The sequence below is a fragment of the Sphingopyxis italica genome, from assembly GCF_011926545.1.
Taxonomy (GTDB): Bacteria; Pseudomonadota; Alphaproteobacteria; order Sphingomonadales; family Sphingomonadaceae; genus Sphingopyxis; species Sphingopyxis italica.
This window is the reverse complement of sequence record NZ_JAATIT010000002.1, coordinates 229,148-249,429: the sequence shown is the minus strand read 5'-3', so window position 1 is coordinate 249,429 and position 20,282 is coordinate 229,148. Positions and strand designations below refer to the sequence as shown.

Annotated in this window: 18 protein-coding genes and 2 tRNA genes; 10 read left to right on the top strand and 10 right to left on the bottom strand. The window is 65.4% G+C overall.

The genetic code is table 11. The annotated features are described in order from the left end of the window. The first annotated feature begins 36 nt into the window (after positions 1 to 36). Positions 37 to 816, top strand: a complete 780-nt coding sequence (locus tag GGR90_RS08870; RefSeq protein ID WP_167921079.1) for a SapC family protein — start codon at positions 37 to 39, stop codon at positions 814 to 816. Between the two features lie 58 nt (positions 817 to 874). Here the strand turns inward: GGR90_RS08870 and GGR90_RS08865 are convergent, their stop codons facing one another. Further along, positions 875 to 1,141, bottom strand: coding sequence for a DUF1674 domain-containing protein (locus GGR90_RS08865; RefSeq protein WP_245198550.1), 267 nt, complete (start codon positions 1,139 to 1,141; stop codon positions 875 to 877). Between GGR90_RS08865 and GGR90_RS08860 the strand changes: the two genes are divergently transcribed. Further along, on the top strand, positions 1,140 to 2,441 hold the full coding sequence (locus GGR90_RS08860) for an RsmB/NOP family class I SAM-dependent RNA methyltransferase (RefSeq protein ID WP_167921078.1): 1,302 nt from the start codon (positions 1,140 to 1,142) through the stop codon (positions 2,439 to 2,441). The two genes, GGR90_RS08865 and GGR90_RS08860, sit on opposite strands and share 2 nt — an antisense overlap. A gap of 142 nt (positions 2,442 to 2,583) precedes the next feature. Here GGR90_RS08860 and GGR90_RS08855 read toward each other — a convergent pair whose 3' ends face one another. Continuing rightward, complete coding sequence (locus GGR90_RS08855) at positions 2,584 to 4,305, bottom strand: DUF885 domain-containing protein (protein WP_167921077.1); 1,722 nt, start codon at positions 4,303 to 4,305, stop codon at positions 2,584 to 2,586. A gap of 128 nt (positions 4,306 to 4,433) precedes the next feature. On the opposite strand from GGR90_RS08855, the gene GGR90_RS08850 reads away from it, so the two are divergent. The 4 genes from GGR90_RS08850 to GGR90_RS08835 all read left to right on the top strand — a co-directional run bounded on the left by GGR90_RS08850 (position 4,434) and on the right by GGR90_RS08835 (position 8,617). Then, positions 4,434 to 5,747 (top strand): MFS transporter, encoded by a 1,314-nt coding sequence (locus GGR90_RS08850; protein ID WP_245198549.1) that lies wholly within the window; start codon positions 4,434 to 4,436, stop codon positions 5,745 to 5,747. A gap of 126 nt (positions 5,748 to 5,873) precedes the next feature. Next, a complete protein-coding gene (locus GGR90_RS08845) occupies positions 5,874 to 6,542 on the top strand; it encodes an RBBP9/YdeN family alpha/beta hydrolase (RefSeq protein WP_167921076.1) in 669 nt (222 codons plus the stop codon). Continuing rightward, complete coding sequence (gene cysK, locus GGR90_RS08840) at positions 6,539 to 7,459, top strand: cysteine synthase A (RefSeq protein ID WP_167921075.1); 921 nt, start codon at positions 6,539 to 6,541, stop codon at positions 7,457 to 7,459. The genes GGR90_RS08845 and cysK overlap by 4 nt, the downstream gene beginning before the upstream one ends. Positions 7,460 to 7,468: 9 nt before the next feature. Next, positions 7,469 to 8,617, top strand: a complete 1,149-nt coding sequence (locus tag GGR90_RS08835; RefSeq protein WP_167921074.1) for a cell wall hydrolase — start codon at positions 7,469 to 7,471, stop codon at positions 8,615 to 8,617. Positions 8,618 to 8,792: 175 nt separating this feature from the next. Here GGR90_RS08835 and GGR90_RS08830 read toward each other — a convergent pair whose 3' ends face one another. Both GGR90_RS08830 and ettA read right to left on the bottom strand, forming a co-directional pair. Continuing rightward, positions 8,793 to 9,197 (bottom strand): PaaI family thioesterase, encoded by a 405-nt coding sequence (locus tag GGR90_RS08830; RefSeq protein ID WP_245198548.1) that lies wholly within the window; start codon positions 9,195 to 9,197, stop codon positions 8,793 to 8,795. A 47-nt stretch (positions 9,198 to 9,244) separates the two neighbouring features. Beyond that, on the bottom strand, positions 9,245 to 10,924 hold the full coding sequence (ettA, locus tag GGR90_RS08825) for an energy-dependent translational throttle protein EttA (RefSeq protein WP_167921072.1): 1,680 nt from the start codon (positions 10,922 to 10,924) through the stop codon (positions 9,245 to 9,247). A 127-nt stretch (positions 10,925 to 11,051) separates the two neighbouring features. Between ettA and GGR90_RS08820 the strand changes: the two genes are divergently transcribed. The 3 genes from GGR90_RS08820 to GGR90_RS08810 all read left to right on the top strand — a co-directional run bounded on the left by GGR90_RS08820 (position 11,052) and on the right by GGR90_RS08810 (position 13,586). Continuing rightward, positions 11,052 to 12,449, top strand: coding sequence for a M28 family peptidase (locus GGR90_RS08820; protein ID WP_167921071.1), 1,398 nt, complete (start codon positions 11,052 to 11,054; stop codon positions 12,447 to 12,449). 147 nt (positions 12,450 to 12,596) lie between these two features. Next, positions 12,597 to 12,881 carry a hypothetical protein gene (locus tag GGR90_RS19275; protein WP_209023658.1) on the top strand — a complete coding sequence of 95 codons (285 nt, stop codon included), beginning with the start codon at positions 12,597 to 12,599 and terminating at the stop codon, positions 12,879 to 12,881. Positions 12,882 to 12,986: 105 nt separating this feature from the next. After that, entirely contained in the window at positions 12,987 to 13,586 is a 600-nt protein-coding gene (locus GGR90_RS08810) for a hypothetical protein (protein ID WP_167921070.1), read from the top strand. Between the two features lie 39 nt (positions 13,587 to 13,625). Here the strand turns inward: GGR90_RS08810 and GGR90_RS08805 are convergent. The 5 genes from GGR90_RS08805 to GGR90_RS08785 all read right to left on the bottom strand — a co-directional run bounded on the left by GGR90_RS08805 (position 13,626) and on the right by GGR90_RS08785 (position 18,114). Beyond that, a tRNA-Pro gene (locus GGR90_RS08805) sits at positions 13,626 to 13,702 on the bottom strand. A gap of 37 nt (positions 13,703 to 13,739) precedes the next feature. Then, positions 13,740 to 15,215, bottom strand: coding sequence for a M20 family peptidase (locus GGR90_RS08800; protein ID WP_167921069.1), 1,476 nt, complete (start codon positions 15,213 to 15,215; stop codon positions 13,740 to 13,742). Positions 15,216 to 15,286: 71 nt separating this feature from the next. Further along, positions 15,287 to 15,362: transfer RNA gene (locus tag GGR90_RS08795), tRNA-Ile, on the bottom strand. A 68-nt stretch (positions 15,363 to 15,430) separates the two neighbouring features. Then, on the bottom strand, positions 15,431 to 16,399 hold the full coding sequence (locus GGR90_RS08790) for a polysaccharide deacetylase family protein (RefSeq protein WP_209023657.1): 969 nt from the start codon (positions 16,397 to 16,399) through the stop codon (positions 15,431 to 15,433). 74 nt (positions 16,400 to 16,473) lie between these two features. Beyond that, entirely contained in the window at positions 16,474 to 18,114 is a 1,641-nt protein-coding gene (locus GGR90_RS08785) for a histidine kinase dimerization/phospho-acceptor domain-containing protein (RefSeq protein WP_342449922.1), read from the bottom strand. 169 nt (positions 18,115 to 18,283) lie between these two features. On the opposite strand from GGR90_RS08785, the gene GGR90_RS08780 reads away from it, so the two are divergent. Next, entirely contained in the window at positions 18,284 to 18,757 is a 474-nt protein-coding gene (locus GGR90_RS08780; protein ID WP_167921067.1) for an Lrp/AsnC family transcriptional regulator, read from the top strand. 67 nt (positions 18,758 to 18,824) lie between these two features. On the opposite strand, the gene GGR90_RS08775 is transcribed toward GGR90_RS08780, so the two are convergent. Further along, positions 18,825 to 20,129 (bottom strand): tetratricopeptide repeat protein, encoded by a 1,305-nt coding sequence (locus GGR90_RS08775; protein ID WP_167921066.1) that lies wholly within the window; start codon positions 20,127 to 20,129, stop codon positions 18,825 to 18,827. Positions 20,130 to 20,282 lie beyond the last annotated feature (153 nt).

The following is a 20,282-nucleotide window of genomic DNA, read 5'->3' as shown; positions in this document are numbered from 1 at the left end:
CGCCCCCCGCCCGCGGGACATTACCGGAGTTGAAACATGGCCACTGCGCCCGCACCTGCCAACCTGCCGCTGTTCTACAAGGACCTCGTTCCGCTTTCGAGCGTCGATCATGCCGATTTCCGCGCCCGCCCGCTCGACAGCGCCGAATTTCTGGTTGGCCAGCATGCGATCCCGCTGACGTCGGACGAATTCGTGTCGGCATGCCGCTTTTTCCCGATCGTCTTTTCGGCGGGCGACAATCCTGTCCCGCTCGCGCTGATGGGCTTGAATGAAGGCATCAACACCTTCGTCGACGACGACGGCAAGCTGGTCAACCCGGTCTATGTCCCGGCCTATATCCGCCGCTATCCCTTCCTGCTCGCCAAGCTCCAGCCCAATTCGGAAGAATTGTCGCTGTGCTTCGACCCGACCTCGGGCGCGCTCGGCAAGTTCGACGAAGGCGATGTGCTGTTCGTCGACGGCCAGCCGTCGGACCAGACCAAGGCCGTGCTCGAATTCTGCAAGAATTTCGAGGAAGCCGGCCAGCGCACCGGCATGTTCATGGAAGAGCTGAAAAAGGCCGACCTGCTGATGGACGGCGAAGTCTCGATCCAGCAGGAAGGCAATGACAAGCCCTATGTCTATCGCGGCTTCCAGATGGTCGACGAGAACAAGCTGCGCGAACTGCGCGGCGACGTGCTGCGCAAGCTGATGCAGAACGGCATCCTCGGCCTGATCTTCGCGCACCTCTTCTCGCTGCAACTGATGCGCGAAGTGTTCGCCGAACAGGTCAAGAGCGGCAAGATGCCGCTGAACACCGAACTGCCCGCCGCCTAAAGGCGAGTTTTACGGCCGCCCCTGCACCGTTGCAGGGGCGGCTATCGGGGCGCGGCGGTCAGAAATCGACCGCGACCCCTTTCAATTCCCAATCGCCATAGCGCACCGGGTTGCGCCCGCCGGGCTGGTCCTCGGCCTTGTCCTCCGTGACCGGTCTCGGGGCCGGAACCGCGCTGTTCGTCCAGCCCGCAGGCGCTGTCACATGGGCGGGACGCTTTACAGCGCGCGGCGTTCCGCCGATGGTCGGGTTCGGGATGCTGTCGTTCGTCATGCCCGCATTATAGGATTTTTCATGCGTCACGCCAACCACGCCCTTCCCGGTCATGGCTGATCGCCGCCCCCCGCGCCGCCGCCGTTCGCCCGGCGAGGCCGATCCGCCGGGCATGGCGCCGCGCCGCGCGGCGTTACGCCTGGTGGACGCGATCCTGAGGCGCGGCGATCCGCTCGACGTCGCGATGCACGCCGCCGCGCAGGGCCTGACCGGCGCCGACCGCGCGTTCGCCGTCGCGATCGCCTCCGAAACGATGCGCTGGATGGTCGACATCGACGCGCTGATCGACGGGGCGACGGCGCAGATCCTTCCGGGCGACGTCAAGTCGCGCGCCGTGCTTCGGATCGCGCTGGCGCAATTGCTGGCGCTGAAAAGTCCGGGCCATGCGGTCGTATCGACCGCCCTGCCGCTCGTCGACGGCGGTCCGCGGCGGCTCGTCCACGCGATCCTGTCGCGCGCGCAGCAGGAGGAATGGCAGCTTCCCGACCGCGCGACGCTTCCGCTGCCCACCGCCGAACGCTGGTCCGAACAATGGAGCATGAATACGGTCGAAGCCGCCGAATCGAGCTGGAGTTCGCCGCCGCCGATCGACCTCAGCTTCGCCGCCGAGCCCGGCGCCGAGGAATGGCCCGACGCGCTGTCGCTCGCGCCGCGTCATCGCCGCCTGCCGCGGGGTCAGGCGGTCGAGGCGATGCCGGGATTCAACGAAGGCGGCTGGTGGGTGCAGGATCTGGCCGCCAGCCTCCCCGCGCGATTGCTGGGCGCCGGCGAAGGCCGGACGGTGCTCGATCTCTGCGCCGCGCCCGGCGGCAAGACGATGCAGCTCGCCGCTGGGGGCTGGGATGTCATTGCCGTCGATGCCAGCGCCAAGCGGCTCGAACGGCTGCGCGCCAACATGGAGCGCACGGGGCTCTCGGCCGAGATCGTGCAGGGCGATATCCGCTCGTGGGAGCCCGGCGCGCCGGTCGATGCGATCCTCCTCGACGCGCCCTGCTCGGCGACGGGCATCTTCCGCCGCCACCCCGATGTGCTCCATCGCATCGAAGCGCGGCAGATTGCCGACATGGCCGCCCTTCAGGCCGATCTGCTGGCGCGCGCGGCGCGCTGGGTCAAACCCGGCGGGACGCTGGTCTATGCCACCTGTTCGCTCGAACGCGCCGAGGGAGAGAATCAGATCGCGGCGTTCCTCGACAGGAACAAGGATTGGACCGTCGACCCCGTCCGGGCCGACGAACTTCCCGACGCGATCGGGCCCGACGATGGCGGATTCGTCCGCACCCTCCCCGGCCTGCTCGCCGACGCGGGCGGTCTCGACGGCTTCTTCGTTGCACGCCTGCGCGCGCCCACGAACTGAGCGGCACGGCGCCTATCCGCCACACCGCCCAATCCGTTTGTGCTGAGCTTGTCGAAGCACCGTCCTTTTCTTCAACGTCGCAAAGAAAGAACGGCCCTTCGACCAGCTCAGGGCGAACGGCTCATATTTAGCCTGCTTTGCTCTAGAACACCGCCTTCGGCGCGTCCTCCTTCATCATCGCGGCGCGGACCATCGGGATCGGCGGGCCGCCGTATGACAGGAACTCGTCGTGGAAGGCTTTCCACTTCGTCCGGTCGCCCTTCGTCCAATCCTCGCGCAGCTTGCGGATCATCAGCTTGCCCATCGTATAGTTGAGATAGGCGGGATCATAAGTGCCGCGCGCCGCCTGTTGCCGGGCGTTGCCTTCGTCCTGATAGCATTGTTCCTTGAACAGCTTTTCCGATTCCGCGACCGTCATGCCCTGCGTGTGCAGACCGATCGCCGAAATATAGCGGCAATCGCGCAGCAGCGCGTTCGACAGCTGGCCGATGTGCGTTTCGAGGTCGCCTTCGCCCAGTCCCGCTTCCCACATCATCTCCTCGGTATAATGCGCCCAGCCCTCGGCAAAGGCGTAGCCGACGAACAGCTTGCCGAAGATGCTCTCGGCGCGGTTCGAATGGAGGAAGTTCAGGAAATGCCCCGGCCAGACCTCGTGGACCGAGGTGAAGAGCAAATCCTTCTTGCCCGGAATGAACGCATCCTGCGTCGCCTGGTCCCACGCCGGATCGGGCGGCGAGATATAATAGACCGACGGCAGGCCTTTCTCATACGGACCCGGAATATCGATATAGGCGCTGTTCTGCCGGTTATAGGGCGGCGACTCCTCGACCTGCGCCTGTTCGGTGCCGGGGATCGTCACGATATCCTTCTCGACCAGAAAGGCGCGAAGCACGGGCAGCTGGCGCCGCGCCTCGGCCACCGGGCCGCCCTCGGGCTTGTCCGAATTCATCTTCTTCATGCAGTCGGCGATCGTCATGCCCGCGGCATAGGTCGCGCAGGCGGCTTTCAGCGCGTCCTGGTTGCGCTTGAGGTCGGCCCGGCCGATACGCTCGAGTTCGGCGAGCGGGGTGTCGACGCCCTCGTTGGTCAGAATCATCTTCGCGAATTTATCGGCGCCCAGCGCATAGCCATCCGCCGTCCCCGGCTGCGATCCGACATATTCGGCAAGGTCGGTCATCGCCGCGCCCGCCTTCGCGGCCGCCTCGTCGAATTGCTTCTGCAGCGCCTCGTCCTTGACCGATGCGAACGCTGCCTTGGCGTCGCCCTTGTAATAATCAGCGAAGCCGCCGAATCCGGCGGTGCCATATTTCACGAAGGTTGCGGGCAGCGGCAGCTTCAAATTCGCCTTGATCTGCGCCGCCGCCGCCGGGACCTTTTCGGCATAGGCGATGAACGCCTTCATCCGCGTTGTCGCGTCAGCGTAAGGACGCGCGATATAGACATTGGGATCGAGCGCGCCGGTGTAGAAAGCCGGGTTCTTCTGCGCGAAATCGGTGTCGCGCAGGAAGAAGAGCTGGCCCTGCGCGACATGGATCAGATAGTCGCGCTCGAACGTTTCGGCATCGGTCATCTCGCCGTCGAACGCCTTGGCATCGGCGATCGTCTTTTCAAGATAAGCGGCCTGCTTTTCGAGGCCTTCCGGCGACCAGTCGGGCAGTTGCCCATCGAACTCATGCTTGCCCTGATAGACGGCGAAATTCGGGTTGAGCGGGAAATAGCCCGCGAGGAAATTGTCGCGAAACTCGGTCCATGACGTGGCGCTTGGTGCCGTTGCAGACTTGTTGTCCGATGCGTTGCAGGCGGTGAGCGCGAGCAGCGTCGCGGCCATGGCGGCGCCGCCGAAACGAGTGAATTTGCGAGTCATTTCCGGTATCTCCCCGATAGTGATGGCGCGTTTCTGCCAGCCGCTCCGGCCGATGACACCCTATAATCGACGAACGACACGGCCATGCCATCTGGACAGCATCGAAAAGCGAGCTAGGGCGAAGGGCGATGGCGACGATCCCTCCCCCCGAAGGCGAAGAACCGGTGATGCCGGCGGCGACGCCCAAAGCCCCCTCCCCGCTCAGCTTCCCCGACTTCCGCTATTTCTGGCTCGCGCGTTTCACCGCGGTGATGGCGACGATCGCGATGGTCGTCGTGATCGGCTACCAGCTCTATGACACCGCGCGCTCCGACTATGGCATGTCGATCAAGGAAGCATCGTTCCAGCTCGGGCTGCTCGGCCTCTTTCAGTTCGTCCCGCTCGCGATCCTGACCCCCGTCGCCGGCTGGGCGGCCGACCGCTTCGAACGGCGCAGCGTCGCGATCTTCTCGAACCTCATCGACCTGCTGATCGCGGCGACGCTCGGCTGGTTCACCTGGGTCGACGGGCTGACCTTGCCGCTGCTCTTCGGCCTCGCCGCGCTGCACGGCGTCGCGCGCGTCTTTTCCGGGCCCGCCATGAGCGCGATCGCGCCCAACATCGTGCCCCCCGCGGTGTTGCCGCGCGCGATCGCGATGAGCAGCATCGCGTGGCAATCGGCGTCGGTGATCGGCCCCGCGGCGGGCGGGCTTATCTATGCCGCGCATCCGGGGTCGGTGTATGTCTTCTCGGCCATCCTCCTCGCCATCTCGGCCTTCACGCTGAGCCGCGTGCGGCAGGTTCTGCCCCCGCCCGCCGAAGTCCGCCGTCACCCGCTCCGCGAGATGGTCGACGGGCTGCAATTCGTGTGGGTCGAGCGTTTCCTGCTCGGTACAATCACCCTCGACCTGTTCGCGGTGCTGCTCGCCGGCGCGACCGCGATGTTCCCCGTCTTCGCCCGCGACATATTGCACGCGGGAGCCGAAGGCGCGGGATTGATGCGCACCGCCGTCGCCTTCGGGTCGGTCGCCGTCGCCGTCGGCCTCGCCATCCGCCCGATCGAACGCAATGTCGGCGTGAAGATGCTCTGGGCGGTTGCGGTGTTCGGCGCCGGGACGGTGGTGTTCGGCTTCTCGACCAATCTCTTGCTGTCGCTCGGCGTGCTCGTGGTCATGGGCGCGGCCGACATGTTCTCGGTGTTCGTGCGCGGCACGCTGATCCAGCTCAACACGCCCGACCACATGCGCGGGCGGGTCAGCGCCGCCTCGGGGCTCGCCATTTCGGCTTCGAACGAATTGGGCGAAATGCGCGCCGGCGCGATGGCCGCGGCGCTCGGGCCCATCGGGGCGGTCGTCATCGGCGGTGCCGGCGCGATCGGCGTGACCGCGCTTTGGGCCTGGCTATTTCCCGAACTCCGGCGCGCGCGCACCTTCGAACCGCAGTTCAGACAAAGCAAGCAATAGGGTCAAACCATTTGCCGTCCCACGCGCTCGTTCCGTCCAAAACCTATTGTCAATTTAATTTGTTGAGTTATCTATTCCCAACCCGTCACCGCGGTTCCCCCTTGCCCCCTCAATGGAGAAACCGTCATGCACAGCGCGATAATCCGTCATAAGATCCTCACGATTCCGGGCCTTAACAACAGCGGCCCGACTCACTGGCAAAGCCTGTGGGAACATAAATTCCCCCATAGCGAACGAGTCGAACTCGGCAGCTGGGACAATCCCGACAAGAATGAATGGGTGCGCCAAATCGCCGCGGCGATCGAGGCGGAGAGCGAACCCGTGCTCGTCGCCGCCCACAGCCTCGGCTGCCATGCCTTTGCGCATTGGTTCGCCGGCGCCAGCGCGCTGACGCGGACGCGTATCGCCGGCGCGTTGCTCGTCGCACCGCCCGATCTCGGCCGGTTGCGGCACGAACATGGCGCGCTGAGCTTTGCCGACTCGCCTTCCTTCACGTCGCGCGTACCGACGATCGTCGTCGCCAGCGACGACGATCCTTATGCCAAGACCGCCCATGTATGGCGCCTCTCGCGGCGCTGGGACGCGCGCTTCGTCAACGCCGGTCCCTTCGGTCATATCAACGCCGACTCGGGGATCGGGGACTGGCCTTATGGACAGTATCTGCTCGCCTCGTTACAACCCGCACCGACGCCGGCGCTGGCGGATGAGGCACTCTGGCTGCGCGCCGGGGACTGGTCAAATCGCGTCCGCCGCGACCCGCGGTTCGAATTCAAGGAAAGAGCGCACCGATCATGAAAGCCAATTCGATCCTCGATACCATCGGGAACACGCCGCACATTCGCATGGCCAAACTGTTCCCCGACGCCGAAGTCTGGATAAAGTCCGAACGCAGCAATCCCGGCGGGTCGATCAAGGATCGCATCGGCCTCGCGATGATCGAGGCGGCCGAACGCGACGGCAGCCTGAAAGCCGGCGGCACCATCGTCGAGCCGACGTCGGGCAACACCGGCATCGGCCTCGCGATGGCCGCCGCGGTCAAGGGCTACAAGCTCATCCTCGTCATGCCCGAAAGCATGTCGATCGAGCGCCGGCGGCTGATGCTCGCCTATGGCGCGACCTTCGACCTGACGCCGCGCGAAAAGGGCATGAAGGGCGCGATCGAACGCGCGATCGAGCTTGTCGAGACGACGCCGGGCGCCTGGATGCCGCAGCAGTTCGAAAATGACGCGAACATCGACGTCCATGTCCGCACCACGGGCCCCGAAATCCTCGCCGATTTCAAGGACACGCCGATCGACGTGCTGATCACCGGCGTCGGCACCGGCGGCCATATCACCGGCGTTGCGCAGTTCCTCAAGGAACATTGGCCGAACCTCAAGGTCTTTGCGGTCGAGCCGACCCTGTCTCCCGTCATTTCGGGCGGCCAGCCCGGACCGCACCCGATTCAGGGCCTCGGCGCCGGCTTCATCCCGCGCAACCTCCACACCGACCTGCTCGACGGCGTGATCAAGGTCGAGGCCGCCGACGCCAAGCAATGGGCGCTTCGCGCCGCGACCGACGAAGGCATGCTCATCGGCATCTCGTCGGGCGCGACGCTCGCCGCGATCGATCAGAAGCTCGCCGAGCTTCCGCCGGGTAGCCGCGTGCTCGGTTTCAACTACGACACGGGCGAGCGTTACCTGTCGGTTCCCGATTTCCTGCCGGAGATCTGAGCCCTCGCGATGCGCCTTGACGGCGATCAACCCGTGCCGCCGCGGCGCGACTGGACGGGCTGGCTGTTCGTCCTGTTCGCCGTCGCGGCGATCGTCGGCGTGCTTTATGCCAACGGCGAAAAGGACGGCGCACATTACATGGCGCGGCCGCATCCGGTTGCGCCGCCCGCCGACGTCGTCCCCGACGCGCCGCCGATGGAACTCGCGCCGGTGACCGAGGCCGACGCGCGCACCCAGAACCTGAAGATTCCGCTCGTCACCAAGGGGTTCGTTGCCGCGCGGCCCTTCGTCTATGCCGGCGGCGGCGATGCCAAGGCGCGCGCGCGCGACTGCCTGGCCGCCGCGATGCTCTATGAAGCGGGCGACGACGCCAAGGGGCAGCAGGCGGTCGGACAGGTCGTGATCAATCGCGCGCGCCACCCCGCCTTCCCGAAATCGATCTGCGGCGTGGTGTTTCAGGGGGCGGAACGCGCGACGGGTTGCCAGTTCACCTTCACTTGCGACGGCGCGCTCAGCCGCCGATATTCGGACGCGGCGTGGCAACGCGCGCGCAGCAATGCCGATCTGATGCTGTCGGGCGGCACCGATCCGCGCGTCGGCCTAGCGACCCATTACCATACCGACTGGGTCCGCCCCTATTGGAGCGACAGCCTCGAGAAGATCGCGATCGTCGATACCCATCTCTTCTTCCGCTGGCCGGGCTATTGGGGGACGCCGGGTGCCTTTCGCGGCGCCGTGTCGGGCAGCGACGGACCGGTCGCGAAGCTCGCGACGATTTCGCCGCTCCACGCCATCGCGCTGGGACTTTCCGCTGACACCGCTCCGGTCGACGCGAATGCAGCGGTGGGCGAAGCGCGGGTCGTCACGGGCGCGGGCGAGAGCGCGGGCCGCGACACGATCTATATTCAGCTCGATCGCAAGGCCGCGCCCGAAAGCTTCGTAACCACGGCGCTGCGGCTGTGCGGCGACAAGCCCTATTGCAAGTTCATGGGTTGGACCAACCCGGTGCTGAAGCCCGACAGCGATACGATGAACGACACGCAGCGCGCCGCGATGAGCTTTTCCTACCTCCGCGACGACAAGGCAGGGTTCGAAAAGGCGCTGTGGAATTGCAGCGAATATAAGCGCGACGATGTGCGTCAGTGCATGAAGCGGTAGGGGCAGCGTTTTCCCGATGTCGGTCTGGGGCGTGATAGCGGACGCACCCAACATTCGTCATTCCCGCGAAAGCGGGAACCCAGCGAGCAACCGTCGCCACTGGGTTCCCGCTTTCGCGGGAATGACGAAGTGAGAAAATGGAGCGGCACCTTAAGGCCGAACCCGGCCTCCCGCCTCAAGGAATCGCGTAGGTCACATTCGCCTGCCCGACCGGCCGTTCGGCATCGTCGGTCCATATCCGCACGTCCATCACCGCAAGCCGCTTGCCGAGGCGCAGCATGAACGCGTCGGCGAACAGCGGCCCCGGACGGCACGGGCGCAGGAACTGGTAGTTGAGCGCGCTCGTCACCGCCATCGCGACCGGGCCGATATGCGCGAGGACGAGCGCATAGGCCGCCATGTCGGCAAAGCCCATCTGCGTCGGGCCGGAGATCAGCCCGCCGGGGCGTAACGCCTTGTCGGTGGGATCGAGCCGCGCCTGGATATGTCCCGGCACAGCCGACATGACATGGCCGCGCGAGCCGGGCTCCGACTGAGGGAAGGCCTCCGCCATGAAGGCGTTGAGCGCGTCCGCATCCATACGGATCGCGCTCGAAGAAATTGGCGTGCCCTCCCCCGCCATTCCGCTTAGCGCGTCAGCTTCTTGTACGACGTCGCGTGCGGGCGCGTCGCATCGTCGCCGAGGCGGCGGATCTTGTCCTCTTCATAGGATTCGAAGTTGCCTTCGAACCATTCGACATGGCTGTCGCCCTCGAACGCGAGGATGTGCGTCGCGAGGCGATCGAGGAAGAAGCGGTCGTGGCTGATGACCACGGCGCAGCCCGCGAAATTCTCGAGCGCCTCTTCGAGTGCCGCGAGCGTTTCGGTGTCGAGGTCGTTGGTCGGTTCGTCGAGCAGCAGCACGTTGCCGCCCTGCTTCAGCATCTTGGCCATATGGACGCGATTGCGCTCACCGCCCGACAATTGGCCGACCTTCTTCTGCTGGTCGACGCCCTTGAAGTTGAAGGCGCCCACATAGGCGCGCGTCTGCATCTCGTGCTTGCCGATGTTCATCATTTCGGCGCCGCCCGAGATTTCCTGCCAGACATTATTGTCGGGTTTCAGGTCGTCGCGGCTCTGGTCGACGAAGCCGAGATGGACGGTGTCGCCGATGACGACCTTGCCATTGTCGGGGGTTTCCTGCCCCGTGATCAGCTTGAACAGGGTCGATTTACCCGCGCCATTGGGGCCGATCACGCCGACGATGCCGCCGGGTGGAAGCGAAAAGGACAGGTCTTCGAAGAGCAGCTTGTCGCCAAAGGCCTTCGAGATATTCTCGACCTCGATCACCTTGCCGCCGAGGCGCTGGGGCACCTGAATGACGATCTGCGCCTTGCCGGGGATGCGCTTTTCCTGTGCCTCGACCAGCTGATCGAAGCTTTTGATACGCGCTTTCGATTTGGCCTGACGGGCTTTCGGCGACTGCCGGATCCACTCGAGCTCGTCCTTGATGGCTTTCTGGCGACCGGCGTCCTCGCGCGATTCCTGCTCGAGACGCTTGCCCTTCTTTTCGAGGTAGGTCGAATAATTGCCTTCGTAGACGAAATAGCGGCCGCGATCGAGTTCGAGGATCCAGTTCACGACGTTGTCGAGGAAGTAGCGATCGTGGGTGACGAGGATCACATTGCCCGGATAGTCGACGAGATGCTTTTCGAGCCAGGCGACGCTTTCGGCGTCCAAATGGTTGGTCGGTTCGTCGAGCAGCAGGATCGACGGCTTTTCGAGCAGCAGGCGGGTGAGCGCGATGCGGCGCTTTTCGCCGCCCGAAAGATTTTCGACGCTCGCGTCGCCGGGCGGGCAACGCAGGGCTTCCATCGCGATTTCGAGCTGGTTGTCGAGCGTCCAGCCGTCGACCGCGTCGATCTTTTCCTGCAGCGTGCCCATTTCCTCCATCAGCGCATCGAAATCGGCGTCGGCGGGCGGATCGGCCATCAGCGTGCTGATCTCGTTGAAACGCTCCATCATGTCGGCGACGCCGCGGACGCCGTCCATGACGTTTTCCTTGACCGTCTTGGTCGGGTCCAGCTCGGGCTCCTGCGCCAGATAGCCGACGGTGATCCCCTCGCCCGGCCACGCTTCGCCGGTGAATTCCTTGTCGATGCCCGCCATGATCTTCATCAGCGTCGACTTGCCGGTGCCGTTCGGGCCGACGATGCCGATCTTGGCATCGGGATAGAATTGCAGGCTCAAATCCTTGAGCGTCGGCTTTTGCGCGCCGGGATAGGTCTTGTTCAGACCCTTCATCACGAAACTATATTGGGCGGCCATGGGATATGCTCCGAAGTCTGGCTGGGCCGCGCATGCGGCCGGGAGAGTTGCGCGCCGGTTAGCGAATGGGGGCGCGATTGGCAATCGGCGCTTGCGGCAGGCCGAATTGCCCCGCTAGGACAAGGGCATGACGAACCCTGTCCCTGCCCGCCTTCTCGCGCTTGGTGGCGCGAGCCTCGCCCTTCTCGTATCGCCGCTGTCGGCGCAGACTCCGCCGCCGCCGAGCGCGGTCGATCTCGCGCAGCGTGGCGACGACCTCGCCTGGTCGATCACCGAGGACCTCACGACCGAAATCGGACAGCGGATGGCGGGCACCGAAGCCGAGGCGGCCGCGCGCAAATGGGCGGTGGCGCGGCTGCAATCGATGGGTTTCGCCAATGTCCGCGACGAACCGTTCGACATGTCCGTGTGGGTGCGCGGCGAGGAAGAGGCCTGGCTGACCAGCCCCTTCCTGCCGCAAAAACTAGCGATCACCGCGCTCGGCACCAGCGCCTCGACCGGCGCCAAGGGTCTTGAGGGCGACATCGCCTATTTCGAGAGCTTCGACGCGCTCGTCGCGGCGCCCGACACCCAAGTGAAGGGCAAGATCGTCTTCATCGACCACCAGATGGCACCCGCCCAGGACGGCAGCGGCTATGGCACTTACGGCCGCGGCCGCTTCACCGGCGCCAATGTCGCGGCCAAGAAGGGCGCGATCGCGACCGTCATCCGCGCGATCGGCACCGACGATCATCGCAACCCGCACGCCGGCGGCACCAATTTCGAGCCCGGCGTGAAGCCGATTCCGGCGGGCGCCATCTCCAACCCCGATGCCGACCAGCTCGTCCGCCAGTGGAAGCGCGTGACGGCGGGCACGGCATCCGGACCGCTGCGGATGAAGCTGGTCCTGACCCCGCGGAACCTCGGCACGAAGAAGTCGGGCAACGTCATCGCCGAAGTTCCGGGGCGCGACCCCGCCGCGAGTCCGGTCATCGTCGCCTGCCACCTCGACAGCTGGGATCTCGGCACCGGCGCGATCGACGACGCGGCGGGCTGCGGGATCGTCGCCGCCGCCGCCAAGCATGTGATGACCGCCGGCCAGCCGCGCCGCACGATCCGCGTCTTGTGGGCGGGCGCCGAAGAGGTCGGCGTCTTCGGCGGCCAGGCCTATTTCGACGCGCACGGGACCGAGAAACACGCCGTCGCGCTCGAATCCGACTTCGGCGCCGATCGTGTGTGGCGGATCGACTTCAAGCTGCCCGACAGCGCCAAGGCGCTTTCGGACCGGCTCGCCGCCGCGGTGATGCCGTTCGGCGTCGTTCGCGGTCGGCAGCCGGCGAACGGCGGCGCCGACATCGGCGCGCTCGTTCAGGCGGGGGTTCCCGCGGTCGATCTGGCCCAAGATGGCACGCGTTATTTCGACCTGCACCACACGCCGGACGACACGCTCGACAAGATCGATCCCGTCCAGTTGCGGCAAAATGTCGTGGTCTGGAGCGCGGTTCTGGCGATTCTCGCGAACAGCGAGGATAGCGAGCTTCCCTGACCGTTACGGATAAATGACAGATTCCCGCGCACGCCGACCATCTCAATTATTTTTGTTGACGATTCACGCGGAAAGGCTAAATCCCGCCGCTCGCGGTACGGGAAGTTTTCCCGGACGCGGAAAGGCATTTTAGGGAGCCCACACATCATGAAGAAGTTTGCTGCTATCGCCGTTGCTGCCAGCATGTTCGCCCTCGCCGCTTGCGGTGAAAAGGCTGCTGAAGAAGCCACCACCGAAGCTCCGGCTGCCGAAGCTGTTGCTGAAGAAGGCGCCGACGCCGCCGCTGCCGGCGCCGAAGCCGCTGCCGCTGGTGCCGACGCTGCTGCCGCTGGCGCCGAAGCCGCTGCTCCGGCTGACGCCGCTGCCGCTCCGGCCGACGCTGCCGCTGCTCCGGCTGACGCCGCTGCCGCTCCGGCTGAAGCGACGAAGTAAGTCACAGCCCTCCGGGGCATTGACCGAAACGAAAAAGGACGGTCTTCCTTCGGGAAGGCCGTCTTTTTTGTGCCCCTTTGATCATGCGCAACCAGGATATTCGCGATGGCAAAAAAGAAGCCCTATGAGTTGGTAATTTCCGAAACGGGGAGCCGGACGTCAGACGAGATTTTTCTGGCGGTGGGCAAGGCTCTTTCTGCGTGGGAATATCTTGAAACCACGCTCGCGTTATCTTTCGGCCATCTGGTCGGCACGAACCATATTGTCGCTTTGCGTGCTATTGGACGTATCGAAAGCCCCGCCGCGCGTCTGAATGTGATCCTGGAAGCCTTTCGGTCGTCACCCGAAGAGTTTCGCGCCCAATATCCGACGTTCGAAAAGACGGTGAAGGAGGTCATGCCGTTCACCGAAGTGCGCAATGCGATTGCGCACGGCCATCTGCAGTGGATAGAGATCAAAGGCCAGGAAAAGGTATATTATCTTACACCCAGCATCTCGACGACGCGAAAGACAACGCAAATCGACCGGGTCGATCAGGGAGCGCTGGTCGCCGCCCGCAATGAAGCCGAGGTTTTGCGGCACATATACGATTACGCTTTGAATGCCGACGCCATAGACGGATATCGTTTAGAGTTTAAGCGGCTGTTGGAAGAGGTGCAGTCCTGCAATTTCCCTTCCGCCCAATTCGATATCCGGGCGAAATAGCGCGTAAAGGCCGTCGCTTGCAACCTTGGCGGCAGCATATGGTCGGGGAGACAGGATTCGAACCTGCGACATCTTGCTCCCAAAGCAAGCGCGCTACCGGGCTGCGCCACTCCCCGACGCTGAGGGCGCCTTAGACAGGCTTCTCGCCCGAGTCTATCCCGCAGACGTCGCAATCAGTCGCGCATAGAAATCGATCATGCGTTTGAAGCTGTCGATCGTCATATGTTCGTTGGTGCCGTGGATCATCGCGGTTTCCTTCAGCGTGAAGTGCATCGGCATGAAGCGGTACACATCCTCCGAAATCGGCTCCATGCTGCGGCTGTCGGTCGCGGCAACGACCAGATAGGGCGCGACAACGGCGCCTGGCGCATCGGCGCGCGCGGCCGCGACGACATATTTCCAGCCCTGCGAACTCGTCGACGACACGCGCGACGGCTCGTTCGGCGGCTTGACCCAGCTGAGTTCGACCGGCGCATCGCCCACCGCGGCCTTGGCGCGCGCCATGACGTCGGCCGAGCTGTTCCATGGCGCGATGCGATAGTTGATCAGCGCGGTGGCCGATTGCGGCAGGACATTCTCCTTGGGGCTGCCTTCCAGCATCGTCGGCGCGATCGTGGTGTGAAAGGCGGCCGCCGACGAGGGCGAGGCCGAAAGCTGGTTTTCGAGCAGATAGCCGAGCAGCCAGCGGTTCGCGACCGCCATCTTCGTCGTCCCGCCCTTGTGCGCCGCGAGCGCCTCGACCATCGCCGCGCCGGGGCCGCGCATCTCGATCGGGAAGGGCTTTTCGGTGATGTCGAGCACCGCGCGCGCGAGCGTCGTCACCCCGGTTTCGGCGGGCGGCATCGAGCTGTGCCCACCGGGCGCGTTGGCGGTGACTTTCAGCGTCGCATAGCCCTTTTCGGCGACGCCGATCAGGATGGCGGGGCCGTCGATCACCGGGGTATCGAGCAGCACGACACTGCCCTCGTCGAGCGTATAGAGCGCGCGCACGCCCTCGGCCTTCAGCTTGGCGGCCGCCGCGGCGGCGCCCGACCCGCCGGCTTCCTCGTCGTGGCCCGACACCAGATAGATGCCGCGTTTCGGCTGGAACCCTCGCGTGGCCAGCGCCTCGATCGCCTCGAACAGGCCGATCAGCGATCCCTTGTCGTCGACGGTTCCGCGTCCCCAGACCGCCTTTTCGGCGATCGTCCCCGCGAAGGGCGGATATTTCCAGTCGCCTTCGGTCCCTTCGGTCACCGGCACCACATCCTGATGCGCCATGACGATGATCGGCGCGAGCGACGCGTCGCTGCCCGGCCAGTGATAGATGAGCGTGCGGTTCGGCAGGATCGTGCGCGTCATCGCCTCATGCGTCGCGGGATAGGTCGCCGCGAGCCACGCGTGAAGCTTGTCCCACTCGGCGACGTCGTTGTCGGCGGCATCCTGATGCGAGATCGTCCGGATCTGCGCCGCGGCGCTCAGATGTTCGACCGCGGTGCCGAGGTTATAGGCGGGTACCGCGGCAAGCCGGACGCCGCTGCCGTCCGCAATATCCGTTGGCGCAAAGGTCGCGGTGCGCACCGCCACCGTTCCCGCCACGATCGCGATGATCGCCAGACCCCCGATCAGGATCGTCCGCCGCTTCCCCATATGTCCCTCTCCTTCTGCCGGCGCACTGGACCGTCATCAGTTTCGATTTGCAAGGGAAATGAAGGAGGGAATGGTGGGCCCGGCAGGACTCGAACCCGCAACCTAGCCGTTATGAGCGGCCAGCTCTAACCATTGAGCTACAGGCCCCCTCTCGAAACCCGGTTGGGGATATGCGGGCGATAGCGGACGGTGCGGCGCGTTGGCAAGCGCCAACCTCAGCGCGCCGCCTTCCGCTCGGCCATCGCCAATATCCCGGCGGCGGTCGTCGCCTCGACCCCGCGCCGCGCGAGATGGCCGAGCACGACGTCCCACCAGCGATAGAAGAGGTCGAGGTCGGCCTGGCTGCGGACATAGGGGGTGTTGCCCGGCTGCAGCGACGGCGAGTGGAAGGAGAAGTTCAGCACCGGCAGGCAGAGGTCGATCGCGATGTCGATCGCTATGCACGCACGCTCGGCCGGAATGCCCTCGGGCGTCAGCGCGATCCGTTCGGCGAGGCCCAGCCGGGCAAGCGCCGCATGGCTGTTCGACGAGGTGCGATGATAAAGCCAGCGCCCTGCGCGCCCGAGCAGCCCTCCGAAAACCGTGGTGACGGGCATTTCGAGCACGGCCCCCTGCCCGACCTTGACCCACCAGGGATGAAGCGGCGCTTCGCGATAGTCGGGGCCATGGCCCGCGTGATAATCGAAACCGCTGCGGACCGATGTGTCGCAGCGAAAGCCGAGTTCGGCGAGCATCGCCGCGGTGTCGGGGCCAAGGCCATAGCGCCCGGCGCGATAGGCGGTCGGCTGGACACCGAACCGGTCGCGGATCGCATCGCGCAGCGCGGTCATTTTGGCGCGCTGCAGTTCGGCAGGCAGATTTCCGGTATAGCTGTTGCGCTCGTTCACATCTTCTTCGTACGGCGGGGTCACCCACGGATGAAGCTGTGCCCCGATCTCGCAGCGGCCCGCGTTCCGCGCGGCGCCGAGGATTTCGACTGCGCGGTCGTCGGCGACGATCGGCCAGTCGACCAGATAGATCGGTTTCACCCCCGCGCGTTCGAAATAGCCCTGGCATTCGGCGAGCGCGGGGACCGACGCGAGGCGATAGCCGGTGCGCGCGAACGGCGCATCCCAATCGAAATCCTCTTCGGTATCGATCGTCACCCAGAAACGCGGCTTTTCGCCCGAATCCAGCGTGACCATCTCCGACGCGGCCGGATATGCAAAGAAACTGCCCGCAGGCTGCACCACGCCCCCCTTCGCCCAGCCTCGAAGGCCTATTCGCCTTGCTGCGCCTCCAGCCCGGCCTCGGCCTTCGAGGTGGCGGAGGGCAGATGCAAGGTCAAGGCGTTATGCCCGATATCGAGCCGTCCGCCGACCGCGCGGGCGAGGCTGTCGACCAAGCGGAGCGAGAAGCCGAGGCTGAGCACGGCGGCGCCGGGCGCTTCGCCCTCGGGGCTGAAGCCCGGATCGAGCAGGTCCGCCGCGGTCGCGAAGCGGATCGCCGCCGGGCGGACGACCCGCAACTGGAGCATGTCGTCGTGCCGCGACTCGGTGACGAGTTGCCCGACCAAAGTCGCCTCCGGTTCGGACACATCGACGAGCGCGGTGAGCAAGCGACCGACCATGCGCCGCACATTGGCGTCGCTGGCGAGCCCGAGAAAGGGTCCGCCGACGCGCGAGATGCTGAGTTCGACGCGCTGGTCGGCCAGCAGCCCGGCGAGATCGCGCTCGATCTGCGTCACGATCGCCCCGATATCGACGATCTCTTCGGCGGAGTCCGCCGGGGGCGCCGCATCGCTGCGCGCCGCGGTTTCAAGGTCGTCGATGATCGCCTGCACCGAAGCGGCGTCGGCAACGATCGCGTCGGCCATCGCGCGATAGCCGTGGCTCACCGGCCCGAACATCTGCCCCGAGATGATTTGCGCGAAACCCGAAATCGCGTTGAGCGGGCTGCGCAGCTCGTGGATCAGCTGGCGAATCGAATCGCCCGAATCTTCGGTCGCGGTCCGGCCATAGGGCGTTTCATTGCGCTGCGGACGCCGCGCGCTCGCGCGATAGCCGCGAAACTGGCCGGTCGCAGGATCGAACCAGGGCAGCGCCGAAAAGCGCCATTCACCGGCTTCGGCGGCTGTTCCCTCCAGCAGCATGCGCGCGTTGATGATCTCCGCCCGCTGGCGGAACGCGCCGGCGGCGACACCGTCGGCGCCGGGTTCGCCGCCGAAGGCCGCCTCGGCGATCGACAGCCCGATGACCGCTCCGCGCGTCACGCCGTCGACCCAGTGAATCACGCCGTCGGGCCCGGTTTCGAACAGGAAGGCGGCGCGCGGCGGGCGCGGCGCAGCGGGCTGGCCGCGAGTCGATTGATATTTGTCGATCCGGCGGACGAGCTCGCTGATCTGGCTGGGGCCGTTATCGGCCACCGGTTCGAGTGTCGCTTGCCCGGTCGCGGCCGGCTCCTCGACCGCCGCGCTCGCCGGCTGCGGCAAGGCCACCGAGGCGCTGCCGAGGCTGGCGAGCGCGCGGGCGACGCCTTGCGGCAGGTCGCGGCGCCCCGCGAGCACCGATCGCGCCATCGCGCTCGTCGCGGGCAACAGCGCCAGCCAGTCGGCCTCGGCCAGCCGCACCTCGCGCAGCATGATCGCCGATACCGCCGGAACGTCATTGGCATAGAGCGCGACGAGCGGCGCGAAACGGCCGTGGCGCGCGATCGCGCGCGCGCAGTCGCGACGCACCGCCTCGGGGACCCGTGGCCGCAATACGGCGAGCGCGTGCAGGCTGCGGCGAATATCGTCATCGCCCAGTTGATTGCCGCGCTGAGCCAGAATATCGGAAAGTTGTCGCCACGCGGTGATGCTCGCGCGGCGGTCTGCGGGCGCCTGGCGCAAGATGGTCGCAATCATCGAGTCAGCGGTCACGCAAATTCAGCCCCACAGCGTCGGTCGTTGGTTAGCATATGCTTACCGGCTAGCGTGAATCCCCCAGCCATGAAAGTGCCTTAACCTTCCGCGTCGCATTGTGGGACAATTGCAATCGCCTGAAATAATATTATGGTCATCGCGATTTTGGAAAGCGGAAGTTTCAACGATGGCGAGTCAGAAATTCGATCAGATTGATTTGCAGATATTGGGCGAGCTGCAGAAAAACGGGCGGATGACGAATGTCGAACTGGCACAGATGGTGGGGCTGACGGCGCCGCCGTGCCTCCGCCGCGTGCGCGCGCTCGAGGAGTCGGGCGTGATCCGTTCCTACCACGCCGACCTCGACGCCGCGAAGCTCGGCTACGGCATCACCGTCTTTGCGATGGTCAGCCTGCGCAGCCAGGCCGAATCCGACCTGAAGACGTTCGAGGATTATGTCGGCGGCCTCGCCGAAGTGCGCGAATGCTATATGCTGAACGGCGAGATCGACTTTCTGCTCAAGGTCGTCGCGCGCGACCTGCAAAGCTTTCAGTCGTTCCTGACCGCGCATCTGACGTCGGCGCCGAACGTCACGAGCGTGAAGACATCGCTGACGATTCGCACCGCCAAGCAGCTCGCCGGCATCCCCGTCGAATCCTGATCAACCGGATCGAAAAAGGGCGCCGATCCAGACCGGAGCGGCGCCCTTTTTATTAGTGGCCTCGGCTTCAGCCGCCCGTGGTCGGGGCCGCCGGCGCGGGCTCCGGGGTCGCCGGGGCTGCCGCTGGCGTGTCGATCTTGACCGTCCACAGATCGGCGAGCCGCTTGCGGGGCCCGGTCACCTGCGCGAAGCTCGCCTTCGCACCCGCGGCATCGCCCGAGTGCGCCTGCGCGACACCAAGGCGATAGGTCCACAAATCCTTGTCGCCGCCGGCGGCCAGCGCCGCCTTATAGAGCGGAATGGCGTCGGCATAGCGGCCGTAACCGACCATCGCGTCACCCGTCGCGCCGGCGACCTTGGGGTTCGACAGCGTCGACGGCTTTTGCGCATAGGCCGTGAGCGTCGATTCCTCGTCGCCCATACGCTCGGTCTGGCTGGTCAAAAGCTCGTTGAACTTCGCGTCGCTGGCCGGGATCACACCGCCCTGCTTGCCGGCCTTGATCAGCGAGACGACCTCGCCCGGCAGCGCGGCTTCGGTCGCGAGCGCGGCATATTCCGCATATTCGGGACGCTCCTGCATCGCGCCCGCCGCGCGCATCAGGCGAAAGATGTCGAGCCCGACTTCCTTGTCCTGGTTCGCCTGCAACGCGATGAAGAGCGTCTGACGCCAGACCGCCGGCTGGTTATAATCGCGCAGCCGCAGCGTCATCAGGTCGAGCACGTCATTGTTCCGCTTTGCGGCCTGTAACGCCTTGACCGGACGGACATACAGCTGATCCGACGGCCGCTGCCCGGCGGCGCGGCTCGCTTCGATCGCGGCCTTGGCGGTGGCGACGCCCTGATCGACCTGCCCGGCGTTCAGATAGCTGTCCATCAAGAGGATGGGCACATTGGGCTCGGTCGAACCCGCGGCGCGCGCGGCTTCGAGGCGCTTGATCGCCTTGGGATAATCCTTGGCGCCATAGGCGAAATTGCCCGAGAAAAAGCTGTAGACCGCCATATTTTCGGCCGGGGTGCGGCCCGAATCGAGCATCGCGTCGAGCGCCTGTGCCTGAATGGCCTGGTCCTTGTTCAGGATGCCGAGCTGGAGCTGATAGAAAGCGGTGAGATATTTATCGTCGGGCGTGGTCGCGGTGCCCTGCCCTTCGGCCAGCGCGGCCTGGAGCGCCGCGGCGTCCTTTGCCGTCGTGGCTTCGGTCATCTTCTTGAGCGCCGGACCGAACGCTTTGCTCGCCGACAGGCCCTGGCCTTTTTCTTCCTCGCCCTTCTTCGGCTTTTCCTTGGCGGTGGCCGGAAGGGCGGTCGTCATCAGCGCGCAGCCCAGCACGGCAGCCATCGCCGTTGCGGGCATAGAGCGGAAACGGGTGAACATCGAAATCTCTCCTTTGAACTCGGCCGCCGTCGCCTCCGCGCCAAATCGTGGCGCGCACAGGCTCGGCCGCGCGTCGATAACGCGGCTAACCGCGTCGCGTTGCCATGGCAAGACAGCGGACATCGATATTTCACTGGTCGAAAGCGGCTGAAC